Source organism: Methylorubrum sp. SL192, assembly GCF_026672325.1.
Lineage (GTDB): Bacteria > Pseudomonadota > Alphaproteobacteria > Rhizobiales > Beijerinckiaceae > Methylobacterium > Methylobacterium extorquens.
Genome location: NZ_JAPPQV010000003.1, coordinates 1,068,740 through 1,084,592 on the forward strand (window position 1 = coordinate 1,068,740; position 15,853 = coordinate 1,084,592).

The 15,853-nt window shown below is 68.2% G+C and carries 12 protein-coding genes, 1 other RNA gene and 1 pseudogene; 6 read left to right on the top strand and 8 right to left on the bottom strand.

All coding sequences use genetic code 11. The annotated features are described in order from the left end of the window. The first annotated feature begins 392 nt into the window (after positions 1-392). From OVA30_RS05770 to OVA30_RS05780, 3 genes are all read left to right on the top strand, one after another. Positions 393-2,912 carry a TonB-dependent receptor gene (locus OVA30_RS05770; protein WP_326493609.1) on the top strand — a complete coding sequence of 840 codons (2,520 nt, stop codon included), beginning with the start codon at positions 393-395 and terminating at the stop codon, positions 2,910-2,912. A 317-nt stretch (positions 2,913-3,229) separates the two neighbouring features. Further along, positions 3,230-3,631, top strand: coding sequence for an EF-hand domain-containing protein (locus OVA30_RS05775; protein ID WP_003601797.1), 402 nt, complete (start codon positions 3,230-3,232; stop codon positions 3,629-3,631). 202 nt (positions 3,632-3,833) lie between these two features. Next, positions 3,834-4,193, top strand: a complete 360-nt coding sequence (locus OVA30_RS05780; RefSeq protein ID WP_003601795.1) for a hypothetical protein — start codon at positions 3,834-3,836, stop codon at positions 4,191-4,193. A gap of 103 nt (positions 4,194-4,296) precedes the next feature. On the opposite strand, the gene OVA30_RS05785 is transcribed toward OVA30_RS05780, so the two are convergent. From OVA30_RS05785 to OVA30_RS05795, 3 genes are all read right to left on the bottom strand, one after another. Beyond that, positions 4,297-5,844 carry an undecaprenyl-phosphate glucose phosphotransferase gene (locus tag OVA30_RS05785; protein ID WP_268174881.1) on the bottom strand — a complete coding sequence of 516 codons (1,548 nt, stop codon included), beginning with the start codon at positions 5,842-5,844 and terminating at the stop codon, positions 4,297-4,299. A 131-nt stretch (positions 5,845-5,975) separates the two neighbouring features. Next, entirely contained in the window at positions 5,976-7,235 is a 1,260-nt protein-coding gene (locus OVA30_RS05790; RefSeq protein ID WP_268174882.1) for a glycosyltransferase family 4 protein, read from the bottom strand. Positions 7,236-7,407: 172 nt separating this feature from the next. After that, positions 7,408-7,986, bottom strand: a complete 579-nt coding sequence (locus tag OVA30_RS05795) for a polysaccharide biosynthesis/export family protein (RefSeq protein ID WP_003601790.1) — start codon at positions 7,984-7,986, stop codon at positions 7,408-7,410. A 221-nt stretch (positions 7,987-8,207) separates the two neighbouring features. Here OVA30_RS05795 and OVA30_RS05800 point away from each other — a divergent pair, with 221 nt between their 5' ends. Next, complete coding sequence (locus OVA30_RS05800; protein ID WP_268174883.1) at positions 8,208-10,610, top strand: GumC family protein; 2,403 nt, start codon at positions 8,208-8,210, stop codon at positions 10,608-10,610. Positions 10,611-10,646: 36 nt separating this feature from the next. On the opposite strand, the gene OVA30_RS05805 is transcribed toward OVA30_RS05800, so the two are convergent. From OVA30_RS05805 to ffs, 4 genes are all read right to left on the bottom strand, one after another. Then, positions 10,647-10,781: a hypothetical protein gene (locus tag OVA30_RS05805; RefSeq protein WP_268174884.1), complete on the bottom strand. Its 135-nt coding sequence runs from the start codon at positions 10,779-10,781 to the stop codon at positions 10,647-10,649. Positions 10,782-11,165: 384 nt separating this feature from the next. Then, a complete protein-coding gene (locus tag OVA30_RS05810; protein ID WP_012253408.1) occupies positions 11,166-11,489 on the bottom strand; it encodes a YbaB/EbfC family nucleoid-associated protein in 324 nt (107 codons plus the stop codon). Positions 11,490-11,579: 90 nt separating this feature from the next. Next, on the bottom strand, positions 11,580-13,460 hold the full coding sequence (locus tag OVA30_RS05815) for a DNA polymerase III subunit gamma/tau (RefSeq protein WP_268174885.1): 1,881 nt from the start codon (positions 13,458-13,460) through the stop codon (positions 11,580-11,582). A 56-nt stretch (positions 13,461-13,516) separates the two neighbouring features. Continuing rightward, positions 13,517-13,613: signal recognition particle sRNA small type (gene ffs / locus OVA30_RS05820), an RNA gene on the bottom strand. A 103-nt stretch (positions 13,614-13,716) separates the two neighbouring features. Between ffs and OVA30_RS05825 the strand changes: the two genes are divergently transcribed. After that, entirely contained in the window at positions 13,717-14,205 is a 489-nt protein-coding gene (locus OVA30_RS05825; RefSeq protein ID WP_268174886.1) for a DUF5991 domain-containing protein, read from the top strand. A 34-nt stretch (positions 14,206-14,239) separates the two neighbouring features. Here the strand turns inward: OVA30_RS05825 and OVA30_RS05830 are convergent, their stop codons facing one another. Beyond that, positions 14,240-14,500: a PepSY domain-containing protein gene (locus OVA30_RS05830; protein ID WP_003607156.1), complete on the bottom strand. Its 261-nt coding sequence runs from the start codon at positions 14,498-14,500 to the stop codon at positions 14,240-14,242. 344 nt (positions 14,501-14,844) lie between these two features. Here OVA30_RS05830 and OVA30_RS05835 point away from each other — a divergent pair. Continuing rightward, a pseudogene (locus OVA30_RS05835) lies at positions 14,845-15,834 on the top strand (YifB family Mg chelatase-like AAA ATPase); the annotation flags it as partial. Positions 15,835-15,853: the final 19 nt, after the last annotated feature.

Below are 15,853 nucleotides of genomic sequence, written 5' to 3' on the forward strand. Positions count from 1 at the left end.
CCGGCGCGACGCGGCTTTGGCTCGAGCGGCATGACTTCGCACTGCGCTCCGGGATCGGCTATCTTGGTCGCGCCGAAGCGGTGGGATGCGGGCAACCGGATTTTCGGGCGAAAGAGACTCGGCGCAATCCTGGTCGAAACGGGCGGCTAAAGCCGATCGAAGCTTGCCGAATGATCCCGGTAAAGTCTGCCTTTTTGTCCGTAAGTCTTTGACGGAACGGCAGAAATATGTTGCCAGAACACCACGCGCCGGCGGAAGCTTGAGCGTCTCATCATAATTGGTCCTGTAGAAGCTCGGCAGCGATTGTCGTTGCCCCCCTCCTTCAGCAACATCCGGCAACGGTTCCGCTCGAACGGGCCGCAAGCACGAATGATAAGGGCTGGGGAATGACAATGCGGGTGCTGCGAGGCAGCCTCATCGCATCGGTTGCACTGCTTCCGGGACATGTGATGGCGCAAGGCGCGGGCGGTGGACAGGCCGTGACGCTCGAAGAGATCAGCGTCGTCTCGAACACGCCGGTTGCGGCCTCGCGCCGGGTCGTCGCCACCCAGACCCCGTCGGGTCCGCGCGAAGTCACGGTCCTCGACGGCATCGACCGCAACAAGCTGCCGCAGAACACGAGCGTGCTGACCTCGGGCGACGTCTCGCGCGTCGGCTTTCCGAGCACGGTGCGGGCACTCGACGAGCGCGTCGGCTCGATCAGCGTCAACAACGCCCAGGGCAATCCCTTCCAGCCGACGATCACCTATCGCGGCTTCGAGGCCTCGCCGCTCGGCGGCTCGCCGCAGGGCGTGGCCGTCTATCTCAACGGGGCCCGTTTCAACACCTCGTTCGGCGACACGGTGCAGTGGGATCTGATCCCCGACATCGCCGTCGATCGGATCGAGCTGGAGGGCTCGAACCCGGCCTTCGGCCTCAACGCGCTCGGCGGCTCGCTGGCGGTGACGCTCAAGAACGGCTTCACCTACCAGGGTAGCGAGATCAACGTGCTCGGCGGTTCGTTCGGCCGCGGCGCGGTGGCGTTCCAGCACGGCCAGCGCATCGACAATATCGGCCTCTACGTCGCCGGCACCAAGCTCGGCGAGGACGGCTGGCGCAAGCACTCGCCGTCGCGGCTCAACCAGATCTACGCCGATCTCGGCGTGCAGGGTGAGAAGAGCGAATTCCACTTTAACGTCATCGGCGCCAGCAACAGCCTGACCGGCAACGGCACTGCCCCGGTCGAGCTGCTGAAGGCCGACCGCTCCGATGTCTTCACCTATCCCGACCAGACCAAGAACGACTTCCTGCGCTTCCAGCTCTCCGGCACCTACGACGTCACGCCGACCATCACCGTGCAGGGCAACGCCTATTATGGCCTGTTCCGCCAGCGCACCGCCAACGGCGACGCCGCCGACGTGGAGAATTGCGAGGTCGATGAGCGTTTCGTCTGCTCCGAGGGCGCGGACGACAACCAGTTCTTCCTGCGTGACCGCACCGGCAGCCCCGTGCGGACCGACCGGCTGCGCACCTTCAACTTCGGCGGGATCAACCCGACCTTCGCCGACCGCTTCGACGAGGGCGGACCCTACGCCTTCCTCAACCAGACCCGTACCAGCACCGACAATTTTGGCGCTACGGTCCAGACCGTGATCCGCGAGACGCTGTTCGGCCTGCCGAACCGCTTCGTGCTCGGCGGCCAGTATGACGGCGGTCGCACCCGCTTCGGGGCCGACAACTCCATCGGCGGCCTGACCCTCGACCGCGGCTTCTCGCCCCCCGGCATCGTCGTCTCCAGCGACGACGGCATCATCACCCCGGTCTCGGTCCACACCTCGAACGATTACGGCGGCATCTACTTCTCGAACAACACCGACCTGACCGACCGGCTGACCCTGACGCTGCAGGGCCGGTTCAACATGGCCAAGATCGTCCTGCGCGACCAGATCGGCACGGCGCTGAACGGCGACCACTATTACCAGCGCTTCAACCCCGGCGTCGGCGCGACCTACAAGGTCATCCCCGACTACCTCGTCGCCTACGGCGGCTACACGGAAGCCAACCGCGCCCCGACCCCGGCCGAACTCTCCTGCGCCGATCCGCTGGCGCCCTGCTCGCTCACCAACTTCTTCGTCGGCGACCCGCCGCTGAAGCAGGTCGTGGCGCGCACCGTCGAGGCCGGTGTCCGCGGCCGCATCCCGCAGCCCGACGAATATTTCGGCGGTATCCTGTCGTGGAAGGCCGGCTTCTTCTCGACCCGCAACGACGACGACATCCTGTTCGTGCCGGCCCCCGACACGATCGGCCGCGCCTTCTTCCGCAACGTCGGCTCGACCAAACGGCAGGGCGTCGAGGCGAGCCTGTTCTACAACGCGCCGCGCTGGAACGCCTTCATCGACTACGCCTTCGTTGATGCGACCTTCGAGTCGCCGGTCGAGCTCGCCGCGCCCGGCAACCCGTTCAACAGCGCGGGCGGCGACGAGAGCGGTGTCGTGCTCGTGCGTCCGGGCAACCGCCTGCCCGGCGTCGCGCCGCACCAGCTTAAGGTCGGCGTGCAGTATCAGGTGACGCCGGAATGGCGGGTCGGCGCGCTCACGCGCTTCGCCACGGGCAAGTTCCTCGTCGGCGATCCGACCAACCAGAACAAGACCACTGGCGATTTCGCGGTGGTCGGCCTCAACACGAGCTACCGCGTGGCGTCGAACATCGAACTCTACGGCTACATCGAGAACGCCTTCAACGCCAACTACGCCACCTTCGGCACCTTCTCGCCGGTGAACGAGGTCCCGATCGTCCGGGTGCCCAACGCCACCTCAAACCGCAGCCTCGCGCCCGGTGCGCCGGTGGCGGCCTTCGGCGGCCTGCGCATCCTGTTCGAGCCGCCGCCGGCCGCCCCCGTGGTGGAGCCGTTCCCGCTGGTCCGGAAGGGCTGAGCGGGTCTTAAGAACCGAGCACGCTCCCGGACCGTATCCGGTCCGGGACATCTCTTGATCGACGCAAGCGGCGCGGTTCTCCTGGACCGCGCCGCTTCCATATTTGACCCTGACTCCAGGGTTTTCGGCTGGGCGGGACCTGTGAATTCCATCCCGCCTATTGCCAATTTCTCCCGGGCAAGTTACGCAATCTAAGCGAGGCCGAACGGCCGCTCGTCCGGTGGCATGTTTGCCTGAGGTATGGCGGTCGCAAGCGTCTCCGCGATTTTGCCGTTTGCCCGGTTTCGCCGGGCCTCTTCGATCAGGAGTTTGCCCCGATGGCGTTCCGCCTCTCCTCTGCCGTTCTGCTCGCTGCGCTCGTCGCTGCTCCGGCCTACGCCGCCCCGACGACGACCACGAAGGTCGATATCGCCGCCTTCGATCCGGACAAGGACGGCACGATCGATCTCAAGGAGGCCCTGGCCGCCGGCTCCGCTGCCTTCGACAAGCTCGATCCGGATAAGGACGGCACGCTCGATGCCAAGGAGCTGAAGGGCCGCGTCAGCGAGGCCGACCTCAAGAAGCTCGACCCGGACAACGACGGCACCCTCGACAAGAAGGAATACCTTGCCGCCGTCGAGGCGCAGTTCAAGGCCGCTAACCCGGACAACGATGGCACCATCGACGCTAGGGAACTGGCCAGCCCGGCCGGTTCGGCCCTGGTCAATCTGATCCGCTAAATTTCCCGACGCTTCGTTCGGGACGAAAAGGGGTGCGGATCGCGAGATCCGCACCCCTTTTTCATGTCCGTCGGCCCTGCTCCGGGCCGTGGGCGAAGCGTCGCAGAGCGGAACTCTGAGGGGCCTTCGGGGACTGTTCCGACCGAAGCGAGCGGTCACGGGACCGACTCGTCACAAGTTGATCCGGAGGAGCCCCAACCCCATGCGCATTGCCCTGACCTTGCCCGTTGCCCTCGCCGTCCTCGTCACCGCGGGCCCCGCCCTGGCCGTCAGCTGCAAGGACGACATCTCCACGGTGGAGCGCCGGCTCAACAGCGCCGGTGCGGAGCAGGTGACCGGCAAGGAGCCGCCGGGCGGCGTCACCTCCTCGAACTCGCCCAAGGCCCTCGACAAGCCGCCGGCCGGTGCCCCGTCCGATCCCTCGACCAAGCCGACGAAGGCGGGCGTGGAAGAGGCGCGTACGCTGCTCGCTAAGGCGAAGGAGCAGGAGAAGGCTGGCCAGGAGACCGCCTGCCAGGACACGATGACCAAGGTGAAGGAAAAGGCCGGCGCGCTGCCGTAATCCGGCGCCACGGCCCGATCTCAATTATCTCTTGGGAAATGAAGAGGCCCAGGACTGCACTCTGGCGGTCCTGGGCCTCGTCCCGTTCGGGTCTCAAGGATCCTCAATACGCGTTGTCGGTCTTAAAGAGCGCGAGCGGCGTGGTGAGCAGGATCTTGAGGTCGAACAGGATCGACCAATTCTCGATGTAGTGCAGGTCGTGCTCGACCCGGCGCTGGAGCTTCTCGCTGGTGTCGGTCTCGCCGCGCCAGCCATTGATCTGCGCCCAGCCGGTGATTCCGGGTTTGACCTTGTGGCGGGCGAAGTAGCCGTCCACCACCTGATCGTAGAGGGTGTTCGCCGCTTTGGCCTGGACCGCGTGCGGGCGCGGCCCGACCAGCGAGAGATCGCCGCGGATCACGTTGAACAGCTGCGGCAGCTCGTCCAGCGATGTCTTGCGGATGAAGCGGCCCACGGGCGTCACCCGGGCATCGGTCTTGGTAACGAGCTGCGATGCGCCCGCGTCGCAGAGGTCGACATACATCGAGCGGAACTTGAAGATCTCGATCAGCTCGTTGTTGAAGCCATAGCGCTTCTGCCGGAACAGCACCGGCCCCGGTGAGGTGAGCTTCACCGCAAGCGCCACGGCGATCATCGCCGGTGAAAGGGCCAGCAACAGCAGCAGGCCGACGACGCGGTCGAACGCGCCCTTCAGGATAACGTCCCAATCGGCCAGCGGCTTGTCGAACACGTCGAGCAGCGGCACGCCGCCGAGATAGGAATAGGCGCGCGGGCGCAGGCGCAGCTTGGTCGCATGGGCTGAGAGGCGGATGTCGACCGGCAGAACCGAGAGCTTGGCGAGCATCTGCAGGATGCGCGTCTCGGCCGAGATCGGCAGGGTGAACACCACGAGATCGACGGGCGCGTGGCGGGCGTAGGTGACGAGGTCGCTGACATTGCCGAGCTTGGGGTAGCCGGCGACGTCGGTGCTGGATCGGTCGTCGCCCCGGTCATCGAAGATCCCGATGATGCGGATGCCGTTGTCGCCGCTGGCTTCCAGGGCATGGATCAGTTCCACGGCCGCCGGTCCGCCGCCGACGATCGCGGTACGACGGTCGAAGCGCCCCTTGGCCATCTGCATGCGGACGAAGGCCGAAAGCGCTGCGCGGCCGCCGAGCAGGATGCCGAGACCCGCCATGTAATAGCTGAGCAGCCAGATCCGGGAATAATGGTCGGCGACCTTGGCGAGCACCATGGCCGCGGCCACCATCAGGAAGGCGATGGACCAGCCGGTGGCGAGCTTCACCGCCGTTCTCGGCAGATCGCGGAATGCGCTGATCCGGTAACTGCCCGATGCCTGGAACAGTCCGAGCGCCGCCAGGGTCACTGCGAGAATGGCGGCGTGATAGCGCGGGGCGAGCGGCACGACGCCGCGCAGCAGGGCTTGATGCAGAGCCAAGCCAAGTAGGATCAAACCGCAGAATTCGGCGAGCCGCACGCAACCGGCGAGCACGACCGGCGACAGCCAAGCCCCTTTTGGCGGGGTCGGCGCGGGGAGCTGCGCGGAGTCAGAATTCTCGTCGCTGTGGAGCGCGAGCGGCGTCGGCACGGATGTGAGTGCGCCGTTCTCCCTCGCGACCTTCAGCAGATCCCGAACGTCGATGGCGCTCATCGGAATGTTCCACGTGAAAACATCGAGCCTCCCCGGTCGTCGAGTGTGCCGCATCGACCTTCACGAAAGCCTAATGCGCGGACGGGCCGGGCTGTGGAAAATGGGGACATCGATCGTACCGCCGTCCGCGCTCAAGCCGTCGCCGGGACAGCCGCCGTCCGCATGCGTTTCGCGCTGAAAGCGGCGGCGTAGCCGCACAGCACGTCGGTCGCCATGCGGTTCATGGAGAAACGGGTGCGCAGCGAATTGCTGAGCGCCCGTGCGCGGCCCTGCCGGCGTGATGGCTCCTCATCGAGGATGTGGAGGATCGCGGTGCTCAAAGCCTCGCAATCGCCGGGCGGGACCAGATCAGAGGAGAAGGCTCCGAAGATTTCCGGGATGCCGCCGACATTGGTCGCCACGAGGGGCTGACCGGCCGCAGCAGCCTCCAGCACGACGTAGGGCAAAGATTCCGCCAGTGAGGGCACCACCATGACGCGGCCGCGGCCGAGCACCGGCCGGATCGCCTGGGGTGGCTCGAACGCGATGGCATGGCGCAGACCGAGATTTTCGGCCATCGCGGCGATGCTCTCGGTATCGGGCCCGGAGCCGACCATCAGGAGCCGGAGCTCACGGCCCTGTCCTCGTAGCCGCGCGAGCGCCCGCAACAGCACCGGCAATCCCTTGGCCTCGCGCAGTTCACCGACATAGACGAGATCGAACGGGTCATCCGCCGTCTCCACGGGGGCGAACTCGGCTTCTGCAATGCCGTTATGGACGATCCGCTCGAGGCGCGGCGAGCCTCCGGCGAAGGCGGCATGACGCGAAGCGACGTACTCGCTCTCGAACAGGAACAGGTCGGTCGCCCGCGCCATCACCTGCTCGGCGGCCATGTAGACCCGGTGCAGGGTCGTGCCCGGACGGTAGTTGTAGCTGCCGCCATGCGGGGTATAGGCGCGGATCACGCCGCGCCCGGCGCTGCCGAGCGGAGCGAGGCGGGCGAAGACGCCACCTTTCGCGCCATGGCCGTGCAACACGTCGGCGCCGAGGGCGAGGGCCTGCGCTCGCACGGTGCGCAAGACGTGAAGGTCGCTCGCATGCGGGTTCCGGCGCATCGGAACGCGCGTGACGCCGAGAGCGAGGTAGGGGGCCAGATCCGCCAGGGTCCGTTCGGCCCGCTCGCCGCCTGTCGAGGCGTCGCAGACGAGGCCGACGGCGTGCCCGGCCTCCGCCTGAAGGCGGGTGAGATCGATGACATGGCGAAACAGGCCGCCCACCGGGGCCCGGAACACGTGAAGGATGCGGTGCCGCTCACCGGTGCCGACGCGGGACGACAGGTCCGCGATCGCGTGACCCGTCGGACCCTGTGGCGTCAGGGCGGCGGTCAGAGGAGCGGCGAAGGGAGAGGCCACGGCAGTCGGTCTCCGCGCGGGCGGCCCCGATGCGGGGCCCGAACCGGCGGAAGATCGTCATGGCGCCGTCAGCACCCGGTTAAAGGGCAAGCGCAAACGGTAGGCAGAGGCCTCTGCCGGCCGGCTTTCGTGGATCGCGGTTAGGGGTTGGTGAACGCCGCGATGAGCCGGCTCAGAAGAACCGCTCCTTGACGACGATCGTGTCGCCCGGTCGCACCGGGTAGGACATCGGGACGATGCCGTTGATGAGCCCGCCTTGACCCTCGCGGGTCAGCACCGCGTAGTCGCGTGCTGCCCGTGGGCCGAAGCCCGCGGCGATCGCCACGGCCGTCTCGACGGTCATGCCGTTGACGTAAGGGTACTGCCCCGAGGTCGTCACCTCACCGAGGATGTAGAAGGGCCGGTAGGCATCGACCTCGACCGTCACGTGCGGCTCGCGCACATATCCTGCGGCGAGCTTCGATTCGATCAGCCGGGCAGCCTGCGCCGTCGTCTGCCCACCCACTTGAACCACGCCGATCAGCGGCATCGCGATCCGCCCGCCGCCATCGACCGCGTAGATGTTGGACAGGTTGTCCTGCCCGAACACGATGACCCGAAGCTTGTCGCCCGCCGCCAGGGAGTAGCGCGTGCCGATGGAACCGGTGCCGGTGGCATCGAGATCGACGGTCCGGAAATCCGGACGCAGGCAGCCGCCGAGCGCGAGGACGGACGGAAGGGCCAGGAGAAATGCGCGCCGCTGCATCGCCATCGCCGTTGTGAAGAACCTCGGCGTTACTTAGCGGCGCATGGTTAACGAATGCTGATCCGGCCGCGTGACCGACCGGAATCACAACTCGGGTTCGACCTTTCGTCTCGAATGCCGAAGACGGCCGGCCGCGGCTCTTAACGGGAAGTCAACCTTAACGACCTCAACTGGCCCAAGACGGATCGATCACCCCGATCCGCGTCCTGCCTTCGTAAAGACTGCCCATGCCGCGCCTCAGGCTGTCGACCGATCCGTCTCTTCCGCCCTCCGGTGGGCCCGGTGGGCCCGGCGATGGATTGGCGGTGGCGCAGATTGGCGGCGTCCTGCGCCGCTCCTGGGCCTGGATCGCCGTGCCGACGCTCGCGGCCGCGATCGGGGCGGGCGTCTTCGTGCAGGTCGTGACCCCGCGCTACACCGGCGAAGCCAAGGTTCTGCTGGAAAGCCGCGACCCTGCCTTCGCTCGCACCGCTGCCGAGCGGACGGACCAGACCCAGCCGATCGACGAGCAGGCCGTCGCGAGCCAAGTCCAGGTGGCGATGTCGCGTGACATCGCCCGCGAAGCGATTCGCAGCCTGAAGCTGATCGGAAACCCTGAATTCGATCCGGAGGCCGAGGGCAGCTCGGCGATCCGACGCACGCTGATGATGCTCGGGCTCGTCTCGGCGCCGATGGATCGTCCGTCCGAGGATCGCATCCTCGAAAGCTACCTCGACCACCTGCTGGTCTATCCGGTCGGCAAGTCGCGCATCCTCGCCGTCGAGTTCCGCTCGCGCGATCCCGAACTCGCCGCGCGCGGCGCCAACACGGTGGCGGACCTCTACCTCGCGTCGCTGGAGGCAGCCTCCGTCGATACCGCCCGTTACGCCTCGACCTGGCTCGGCAACAACATCGCCAACCTGCGCGCCCGCGTGGCCGAAGCCGAGGCGAAGGTCGAGGCATTCCGCGCCAAGCACGGCCTGATCGGCACGGGCAGCAGCGCGGCGGCTCAGCCGCTCTCGTCCCAGCAGCTCTCCGAATTGTCGAGCCAGCTCTCGCAGGCCCGCACGATCCAGGCGGACCTGACCGCCCGCGCCAAGCTCCTCAAAGACATGATCAAGGAGGGCCGTGCCTTCGAGATCCCTGATGTCGCCAACAATGAGCTGATTCGGCGCACCGTCGAGAGCCGCATGGCGATGCGTGCGCAGCTCGCCCTCGAGTCGCGCACGCTGCTGCCGGCCCACCCGCGCATCAAGGAGCTGACGGCCCAGGTCCAGGATCTCGAGAATCAGATCAAGGCCGCCGCCGAGCGGGTGGTGCGCACCCTTGAGAACGACGCCAAGATCGCGGGCGCCCGGGTCGAGAGCCTGCGCGCGGCGGTCGAGGGACAGCAGGATGTGGTCGCCAAGGGCAACACCAGCGAGGTGGAACTGCGCGCCCTGGAGCGCGAGGCGAAATCCCAGCGCGAACAGCTCGAATCCTATCTCGCGCGCTACCGCGAGGCCGCCGCGCGTGACGCCGAGAATGCCAGCCCGGCCAATGCCCGCGTGGTGTCCCGTGCGATCGTGCCCGATCTGCCCTCCTTCCCGAAGAAGCTGCCGATCGTCGCCTTCGCCACGATGCTGGCCTTCCTGCTCGCGAGCGCGAGCGTCATCGGCCGCCATCTCCTCGTCACGCCGGCCGGGCCGGGCGGAGACCGCACCGGGGATGAGGGAGAGCCCCTCGTGCAAAGTGCCCGGACCGATCGCCCGCGCGACTTCTACCCCGAGCCGGAGCCGCCCCCGTCGCGCCGCCCGGCCTACGAGCCGGTCTATGGCGGCGCCTATCCGGCCTCGGCGGCGGAACGCTTCGCGCCAGCTCTCGCCTTCGCCCATTTCCTGAGGGCGACGGCGACGGTGCATCACCCGGTCTTCGCCAGTACGGCGCCGATCGGAGCCGAGGCGGCCGCGCAAGCGGATGGGGCGAAAACGGACAAGGAAGGGTTCAGCGTCCCCGTCAAATCCTCCGCCTCCTCTGCCGATCTCGACGGGCTGATCGCCCGGCTGGAGAACCGAACGAGCAAGTCGCAGGGCAACGGGCCGTTGGCCGGGCCGTCCAAGGGGGGCTGTGTGCTCGTGGTCGAAACCCCGCGTGCCGACGGCACGCCCGGTCTCGCCTCCAATCTCGCCCGGGTGCTCGGTCCGCGCTACCAGACACTACTGGTCGATGTGAACGGCGTGGTCTCCGGGCCGTCCGAGCCGGGACTGACCGATCTGGTGGCCGGTGCGGCCGACTTCCTCGACGTGATCCAACCGGTGCGGGGTTCGCGTCTCCACGCGGTGAAGCGCGGCGCCGCGCCTCTCGATGTGCTGGTGGAGGAGCCGCAAGGCCTCGCCATCGGGCTCAACGCCCTGTCGCAGAGTTACGATTGGGTGCTGTGCCGCCTCGATGCGCGCCATGCCGAGGACGGTGCCGACCTCATTCCCGCGGTCGGACCCTGCATGGATTCGATCGTGATCGCCTCGGATGCGGCGTCCGACGACCCGGCTCTGGTCTCGCTCTATCGCCTCGCCAAGGAAACCGGTGTGGCCCGGGTGGTGGTTGCCCGCCATGGCGAGGACGCGGACCTCACGCCGAGCCTGGAAGGGACGCCCCTGCGGCTCTCGGCCTGACGCGCCGGCCGACCTCCGACGGGGCGAGGAGCTGGTTCAGCAACCTGTCCCATGCTCGTCTTCCGCCGCAGCCATCGCGGCGGCGACGCGCAGGGCCCAGAGGTTGGTGCCCACAAGGGCCGCGAGAGCAACGCCCGCGGCGATCGCGGAAACCGAGAGCAGGATTGGCACGGTATCTCCCCGAATCAGGGCGGTGGTTCCGCCGGTCCAGATCGGAGGGACCGGCGGAACCGCCGAGCCTCGCTAAGGGGGGGGCCGCGTTCGACCCGGCCCAATCAACCTGCCTGTTCAGCGAAATAGCTGCTTTAACAAAATTTATAGTTGTGTCGCCTCGTTCGGCCACCGTTCAGATGGCGGGCCTGGCAGCACCTCTGATGTGGCATGGCGGGATCAAGACAAGTCCCTGATTTATCGTTTTAATTCCGAGGCTGAGTTCCGTATAAGGGCGAACGATCTCGCCCTTACGCCAGCATGCGGCACAACGCCGCACGCCCTATGCCGCGACCTTGGCCGGCGGACTGAACACAACCCGCCGTCGATCCTGTCGACTCAATCCTAGAACGGCAGCTTCATGCCGGGCGGCAGCGGCAGACCCTTCGTCAGCTCCGCCATCTTCTCCTGGGCGGTCGCCTCGGCCTTGCCGCGGGCGTCGTTGCAGGCGGCGACGATCAGGTCTTCCAGGATTTCCCGTTCGTCGGCGACCATCAGGCTCGGATCGATCGAAACGCCGAGCACCTGACCCTTGGCCGTCATGCGCACGGTCACGGCGCCACCGCCGGAAGCGCCCGACACCTCGACCGCTTCGAGTTCGGACTGAACCGAGGCCATCTTCTCCTGCATGGCCTGGGCCTGCTTCATGATGCCCATGAGGTCGCGCATGGTGGGTTCGCTCCGGTTCCGGTCGAGAAAGGGTCGGCTCCCCCGCACTTAGGCGCAGGGGCCAGGGCTTGCCAGGGTGAGGCGTGAGCCTCAGGCGTCGTCGTCCGTCTCTTCGGGCGGAGGGGCTGCCGGCCCGGCGCCGTTCGCCACGGCGTCGGCGCTGTCGGTCTCCGGCGCCTTGTCGCGCACATCCACGATCTGCGCGCCGGGGAAGCGCGACAGAACTTCCCGCACCAGCGGGTGGGCGGCGGCGTTCTGGTGGCGGGTTTCCTCGGCCGCCCGCGTGTTTTCCGCGAGCGTCGGCGCACCCTGCTCCTTGGAGAGGGCCACCAGCCAGCGCCGTCCGGTCCAGGCATCGAGGGCGCGGGCGAGATCGGTCGGGAGGCTCTGCCGGCCGCCGGGGGCGAGGCGGAACTCGATCCGCCCCTCCTCGAAGCGCACCAGATGCACGTCACGCTCCAGCGCCACCTTGAGCGCAATGTCGCGGGCGGCCTCGGCCTGGGCGACCACGTCCTCGAAGCGCCCGAGCCGCGGACCGGCCGGGGCCACCGGAGCCGGGCGCGATGCGGGTTGCGGCGCCGCGGCGGTGACGGGGGAGGGCACCGCGGCCAGGGTCGGCCGAGGCGAGGGCTGCGGGGCGGGTGGCGCCATCTGCAGCGCGGCCGAGCCGTGCGAGGCCATGGGGGAGCCGCCGTCGCGTCCGAGACTCGGGCGAGCGGCGCCGTTGCCCTCGGACGAGGCGATGTCGGCCCGAAGCTGGCGCAGGGCCTCGTCGGGCGTCGGCAGATCGGCGGCATAGGCCAGCCGCACGATCGCCATCTCGGCGGCGGCGAGCGGGCGGGGGGCGGCCTGCACTTCGGGCAGCGCCTTCAGCAGGATCTGCCACGCCCGCGACAGGGCCCGCACCGGCAGGCGCCCGGCAAACGCCACGCCGCGAACGCGCTCCGCCTCGCTTAAGGTCGGGTCGGCCTCGGCCCCCGGCACGAGCTTGAGGCGGGTGACGAGATGGGTGAAGCCGGCGAGATCCGAGAGCACCACCGCCGGGTCGGCGCCCGCGTCGTATTGGGCGCGAATTTCGGCGAAGGCGGCCGGCACGTCGCCGCGCATCACCGCCTCGAACAGATCGACGATGCGCGAGCGGTCGGCGAGGCCGAGCATGTCGCGCACGCCCGCGGCCGAGACCGCGCCCGCCCCGTGGGCGATGGCCTGATCGAGCAGCGAGAGCGCATCGCGCACCGAGCCCTCGGCGGCGCGGGTGACGGCGGCGAGCGCCTCGTCCTCGGCCTCCACCCCTTCCGCGGCGCAGATCTTCTTCAGGTGGGCGGCGAGCACGTCGGCCTCGACCCGGCGCAGGTCGAAGCGCTGGCAGCGCGACAGGATCGTCACCGGAACCTTGCGGATCTCGGTGGTCGCGAACACGAACTTGGCGTGGGGCGGCGGCTCTTCCAGCGTCTTCAGGAAGGCGTTGAACGCCTTCTCCGAGAGCATGTGGACCTCGTCGACGATGTAGACCTTGTAGCGGGCCGAGACCGGCGAGTAGCGAATGCCATCGATGATCCCGCGCACATCGTCGATGCCGGTATGCGAGGCGGCGTCCATCTCCAGCACGTCCATGTGCCGGGATTCCATGATCGCCTGGCAGTGCTGGCCGAGTTCCGGCATCGACACGGTCGGGCCGGTATCCGGCTGGCCGGTGCGCAGGTAGTTGAGGCCGCGGGCGAGGATGCGGGCGGTGGTCGTCTTGCCGACGCCGCGCACGCCCGTGAGCATCCAGGCTTGCGGGATGCGGTTGGCCGCAAAGGCGTTGCCCAGCGTGCGCACCATGGCGCCCTGGCCGATCAGGTCATCGAAGGTCTGGGGGCGATATTTTCGCGCCAACACCCGGTAAGGCGTCGTGGCCGGCACGGGCGCGGGGGTGGGCATGCCGGGCAGGCCCGGCTCGTCGGTGAGCGTGCCGTGCGTCTCGTCCATGCCGCCGTTCGGATTTTCGGAAGAGGCCGGGCCGTCCAGCTCAAGCGGACGGCGAGGGTGGGAGGCTGGACGAAGACCCGCTCGGTCTCGTTAGGGCTGCTTCCTTCCGGACCTGACCCGGTTGGCGAGTGAAACGTCCCTCGCCAACCTCCCGCGCCGTATATGACGGCCCGCGCGGCGGGATGCAAGCGGGTTGCCTCCCTCCGACCGCGCGGCCATGCTTCGGGAAAGAGAGAGGCCAAGGCAGGGAGAGGCCATGCGGACGACCACGATCCCGGCGCGCCTCGCCGTCCTCGCGCTGCTTGCGATCCTGCCCGTGCCCGCCGGCGCGCAGGATCGGGCCGGAGGGCCGGTACAGGAGGGGGCGCCAAAAGATTGGCAGGGCCGTTACCGCTACGAGCACGCGGCCGGCCGCACGGCCGGCGGCACGGGCATCGTCGTGACTTACGACCTCGTCCTGCTGCCGCCCGATGTCCGCGACGGATGCGTTCTGACGGTGCGGGGCTTCCAGGCCGACGAGACGCTCCGCTGCCGGACCCGCCGGGAGGGGCAGGATCTCGCGGTGACGTTCGATCGCTACGGCGATGGCAGAACGGTCAACAGGTACGGGGTGGCGGTCTACAAGCCGGGCCAACCCCTCTTCACCCTTGCCAAGGGTGGGGCGTTGGTCACGCGTTGGCAGGACCTCAAGCCGGACGGCCAGGGCGTGGCCGATCGCGGCGCTTACTTCAAAAAGGTGCGGTAGTCCCGGAGAGGCGACCTCTCCGGGAGCGGGTTCGTCACTCCGCCTTGCGCTTCACGACCTCCAAGGTCTTCGGGTCGAGCTTCAGGTCGAACTGCTTGCCGTTGGCGTCGATGGCGTCATCCACCTCGATCATGCCGTCGTCGAGTTCGATCTCCTTCCACTTGGTGAAGCCCTCCTTCTTCAGGATGTCCTCGACCTTGGCCTGTTGGTCGGGCGGCAGCTTCTCGTCGGCGAGCACCGGACCGCTGAGGAGAGCGAAGCCGATGGCGAAGGCGGCGAGGGGGCGGAAGGACATGAGACGCTCCAATACTGAGAGAGACGCCGGGCGAACCGTTGATCGTCCCGGTTGTTCCTGGCCGATCGCCAGACAGCTCCAGGCCCCTCGCTTGAAGGCCAGGACCCCGGTTTCTTGCTGGCCTCAGTCGCCGGCGCCCGCCTCCGCGGGCTTAGGCTTCCGCTCCGCTCGATGCTTTCCGGGGCTCGCGCCCCAGAAAGCCCGCTCCGCGCGGCGCTCTTCGCGCCGCGAAGCCGCTCCTGCGGCTTCGAGCGATGGCCCTGCATACGGCCCCGCTCATGATTGCCAGCGCGCGTAGTGCCGCCTAGGTTGCAACCTCCGGGTTCGGAGCTTGCCGCAGCACCATGGTCACGCGCGTCGCCACCGTCGCCTTCGAGGGGATCGAGGCGCGTGCCGTCGATGTGCAAGTGCAGATCGCGGCGGGCGCCGTCGCCTTCACCATCGTCGGTCTGGCCGACAAAGCGGTGGCGGAATCGCGCGAGCGGGTCCGTTCGGCGCTGATCGCCTCGGGATTGGCGCTGCCGGCCAAGCGCATCACGATCAACCTCGCTCCGGCCGATCTGCCCAAAGAAGGCTCGCATTACGACCTGCCGATCGCGCTCGCGGTGATGGGCGCCATCGGCGCGCTGCCGGCGGACGCGCTCGGCGGCTATTGCGTGCTCGGCGAACTGGCGCTCGACGGCTCGATCACCGCGGTGGCCGGCGTGCTGCCCGCGGCGATGGCAGCCAACGGGCGCGGCCTCGGCCTGATCTGCCCGGCCGCGACCGGGCCCGAGGCGGCCTGGGCTGCTGGCGACATGGATGTGCTGGCGCCGCGCTCGCTGATCCAGCTCGCCAACCACTTCAAGGGCAGCCAAGTGATGGCCCGGCCGCAGCCCGCGGTGGCGGCACCCGCCGGGCCGATGTCGGATCTGCGCGACATCAAGGGCCAAGAGGGCGCCAAGCGTGCCCTGGAGATCGCGGCGGCCGGTGGCCACAACCTGCTGATGAACGGCCCACCGGGCGCCGGCAAGTCGATGCTCGCCGCGCGTCTTCCCTCGATCCTGCCGCCTTTGGGCCCGCGCGAACTGCTCGAAGTCTCGATGATCCAGTCGGTCGCGGGCGAGCTGAAAGGCGGGGCCCTCTCGAACCGGCGCCCGTTCCGCCAGCCGCACCATTCCGCCTCCATGGCGGCGCTGGTCGGCGGCGGGCTCAACGCGCGGCCCGGCGAGGCCTCGCTCGCCCATGGCGGCGTGCTGTTCCTCGACGAGTTGCCCGAATTCACGCCGCAGGTGCTCGATTCCCTGCGCCAGCCGATGGAGACGGGCGAGATCATGATCGCCCGCGCGAACCATTCTGGTTAGAAACACACCA